Origin of the sequence: Arthrobacter sp. E3 (genome assembly GCF_017353415.1) — a bacterium.
GTDB lineage: Bacteria > Actinomycetota > Actinomycetes > Actinomycetales > Micrococcaceae > Specibacter.
Genome location: NZ_JAFMPX010000069.1, coordinates 1 through 3552, shown reverse-complemented (window position 1 = coordinate 3552; position 3552 = coordinate 1). Strand labels below are relative to the sequence as shown.

Below are 3552 nucleotides of genomic sequence, written 5' to 3'. Positions count from 1 at the left end.
CGAAAAGCCACCACATCAGTACACGCCCGCTCCAGCTCCCGGGAGGAACGGACCCCGACGCAATACCCGTACAACACGATCCGCAACATCAACCGCGGGTCATAGGGCGGCTGACCCTTCGCCTTCGCATAGGCCTTATAGAACCGGTCCAGGTCCAGTTCCTCATCCACAAGCTCTCCGATGAACCGGGCCAGATGATCCTGGGGCAGCCACTCATCCAAGGACGGCGGTACCAGCATCACCGCGTCAGGCTCAAAAGCTTTGAAGCGTTTATTCACCCCACCATTGGCATCGATACGGCCGTCATCAACAACCGGCACACGTTCAATCGCTGACTCATCAAAAAGGCCGTCCTGGGCACCAACATCCATACCCCTAATTCTCCCAGCCACCCACCAAAACCCCGGTTAATCCCCCGGCGTTTTAAAAATCAATCACCGACTACTGACCCACGCACCTAGTAAATCCACTGTTCGACGGAATGAACTCGATGGTGGTCTAACAGCAGGGCGGAGCCTCAGTCCAGCGATCAGATACTCCCTTATCTGAGCCCGTACCAGCGCGTCTTTACTGTAGACATCGCGAGAGGGTCGAATACACGAGGGCTGGGCGCGAGGCCCGGCAGCCAATCGAGTTTTCCAATAATGTCCGGATTCATCAGAGCCAAGAAGGGTTGACGTCCGATCTGCAGCCGAATGCCCTCCCGCCAAATTTCCCATGTTTCGTCTGTAACAAACTTTCGTTTCCGCACGTCCAACTGATCTTCGCAAAGTCTCAGGTATTGCAAACTCAATTTCCTGTCCCGTGGATTCAAGACCTCAATCTCCACCTCGGATCCGATGTCGAAGGAGAGCTCGTCAATGAGAGCCCGATAGCGCTGAATGTAGACAAGTTCAAATTCCAGATGGCGTTGCTTCCTTGCCGTGACAAGTTGCATAATCGCGAAGCTAACGGCCAGTGCTGTAAGTGCCGACGCAACCGCGGACACCGCTTCCCAAATTTCTTGCATGGCAAGTCCTATCGGCTAGTCGAGTTCCACGGCGTCGATAGCCTTCATTCTCGTTCTTTCTTGCAGCCCGCCCAGCAGCAGCACTTCCACCAGTTTTCCGGAGTCGGCCATCTCCAGCAGCGCATTGATGGCTTTTTGATGGCCCTCCCCTGCCGTGTAGATAACCTCCTCGACGACGTCGGTCAGCGACGGCGAGGAAGCGAAGTCGGCAGGGCCGTTGGCTATGGCCTCACGCTGCAGCTGTTCGTTGGTCTCTGTGTGGACCATGATGGATGAAATGGCATTGATTTGGTCCTCATCGGAAATGCCGACACCTTCGAACAGCTTGTTGATCCGGTCAATCAATGTTTCCCACGTGCCGAGCTTCTTCTCCCGCGCAACACCGGAACCCGATTCAGTGATCCCGTTCAAACCCTGCCCTTGGCCATCAACGAGTTTCAGATCGGTGTCTTCTTGCTTCTTCAACGCGTAATGCGTCAGGACCACGTCCGAGAGGTCGAGGGAGTTTCCGGAAGCACCGGGCCGAATCTTCTTCGCCAACAGCTTCACATAGATCGCCAGCATTTCGATTCGGGTGTCCTGGTAGTTGATGATCTGGGAGAAGAAGTCGTATGCCCTGTTAAACGCTGTCGCCGTTGACCGGAACTCCTCCAACTTGCCGATCGCCAGATTGTCGTGGGCGAGTTCCGCTTGGCGCAGGCGTTCCCAAAAAACATCCGACGTCGGCTTCAAATGTGAGTACAGCCCGTTGTGGTTCCGCTGTTCCACCCACTTAGCCTTGATCCACCGATCCGTTTTGGAGATTGTCTGAATCTGAATTTTCGGTGATCTTGTGGTTTTGGGCAGCCCGGGGGCCGGCCTCGCTGCCGGTGGTGTTCCACTTTCTGGTTCCTTGTGTTGGGCCGGAATGGCTGTGTTGATGGGTTTTACGCGGCTCGCGGCGGTGCGTGGGTGGCGGTGAAGAGGTTCTCCCATTCGGTTTGCCAGGGCCAGTCTTGGGGCAGGTGAAACTGTTGGCGTCGGGCGCTGGAGGCTATCCGGGCCGGGACATTGATGATTTTGCGGCGGATCGTGCCGGTCCTGGCCTTGGTGAATTGGCCGGCGGCGAGTATCCCGGCGGTGCGGGTGAGGTTGTAGGCCATGACCACGGCGACGAGCCAGGCAGAGTTTGCGGCGAATTTCCCGAGGGCAGGTGGGCCAGGGCGCTGTCTTTGAGATCGGCGTTGACTTGCTCGATCCGGGCGTGCTTGCGATGGACTTTGTCGGCGGCAACCGCGTCCAGCTTCTGCGTGGCCACGGTGGTGAAGAAGGCATGGAAGCGGTGCGTGTCAAAGAGTGTTGGCTGGACTTTGGTGGCTTTCGGGTTCAGTTCCGGGATGCGGCGCACGACCAGGCGTCCGGCGACCTGCTCGGCCTGCTTCCTGGAGGAGAACGCGGTGAAGGGGATGTCAGCGACTTCCGCCGCTGACACCCATGTTTGGGTGTCTTCGTCGTAGACCGCGTTCGTGTATCGGATCGGCGGCCACGCATCCGCACCGATGGCGGCAATGGCCCGTTTGACGGCCGGATCCATGCGCACTGTGACAGAGACATCGGCGCCACCGGCCAAGACCGCCGATACCGCGGGGTAGCCGTAGTAGGCCGAATCAAAACGACACAACACCGGGCCGGTGGCGCCGGTGCGTTTGATGGTCCCCAAGGCCTCGGTGACGAATTTCTTCGCGCCGCGGGCCGAGTTCGCGGCTCCCTTGCGCAGGCGCTGGGCGATGATCACCGGTGCCGTGTCCTCCCTGGAGGCGGTGGCGAGCACGGCGTTCAGGCCGCGGACGCCGGAGTAGCCGTAACCGGAGCCCTGTTTCTGGTAGCGGTGAACCTCGATGATCGTGTCATCAACATCCACGAAAAGGAAGTCCTTCCCGGATGGATCCCCGAACAGGGGCGCCGTCCGGGACAGGTTGATCAGGAGCCGGGAGGCCACAGCATCCAATTGCTTCACGTGCCCGAAGGTGAAAGCGCGCAGGAACGAGCCCAGCGTTGACGGGGCATAGCAACCCTTGAAGATCTTCTTCATCCCGCCGTGGCGGAGCAAGGCCATGTCATCAATCGAATCAGCTCCGGCGACCATGCCCACCACCAGGGCCGCGACCTTCAACCCAGCGTTCGCTCCTTTATCCGTCGGCACGGACAACCATTGATCAGCCAGTGAATGTAGGCCAGCATCCTCGGCCAGCCGCATCACCGGGGCAAGGCCCGTGGGCGACACAAGGTTCTCCTCATCAAAGGAAACTGACACGGCGGCATGGGTATGGGAAACTTGCATCTGCGAGATGCCCTTCATTTTCGGGAAATTGTTCTGTGGTAAGTCCAATTTGCCCGAAGGCGGGCATTTCGTGTTTAAACCGCCGGGCAACCCCAGAGCTTGAATTCTAGGGGTCGTTGCAACACCTGGTGTTTAGTTGGTTATCAGTAGATCATGAAGTTGCTCGGCTGGTGTATTCCAGTTGAGCGTTTTGCGTGGGCGTGCGTTGAGTTCCTGGGCGACG

At 58.3% G+C, this 3552-nt stretch carries 3 protein-coding genes and 1 pseudogene; all 4 read right to left on the bottom strand.

The features are described 5' to 3' along the window. A partial coding sequence (locus JMA46_RS16605) for a transposase (protein WP_247647397.1) occupies positions 1–371 on the bottom strand: 371 nt, incomplete at its 3' end. Positions 372–541: 170 nt separating this feature from the next. After that, on the bottom strand, positions 542–1009 hold the full coding sequence (locus JMA46_RS16600; protein ID WP_207346456.1) for a hypothetical protein: 468 nt from the start codon (positions 1007–1009) through the stop codon (positions 542–544). 15 nt (positions 1010–1024) lie between these two features. Then, positions 1025–1777 (bottom strand): hypothetical protein, encoded by a 753-nt coding sequence (locus JMA46_RS16595; protein WP_207346455.1) that lies wholly within the window; start codon positions 1775–1777, stop codon positions 1025–1027. A gap of 158 nt (positions 1778–1935) precedes the next feature. Then, positions 1936–3329 (bottom strand): annotated as a pseudogene (locus tag JMA46_RS16590) (IS1380 family transposase). Positions 3330–3552: the final 223 nt, after the last annotated feature.

Bases quoted from the DNA above. Each gene is read 5' to 3' on its own strand.
- JMA46_RS16600 (WP_207346456.1), bottom strand. From the start codon at position 1,009: ATGCAAGAAATTTGGGAAGCGGTGTCCGCGGTTGCGTCGGCACTTACA.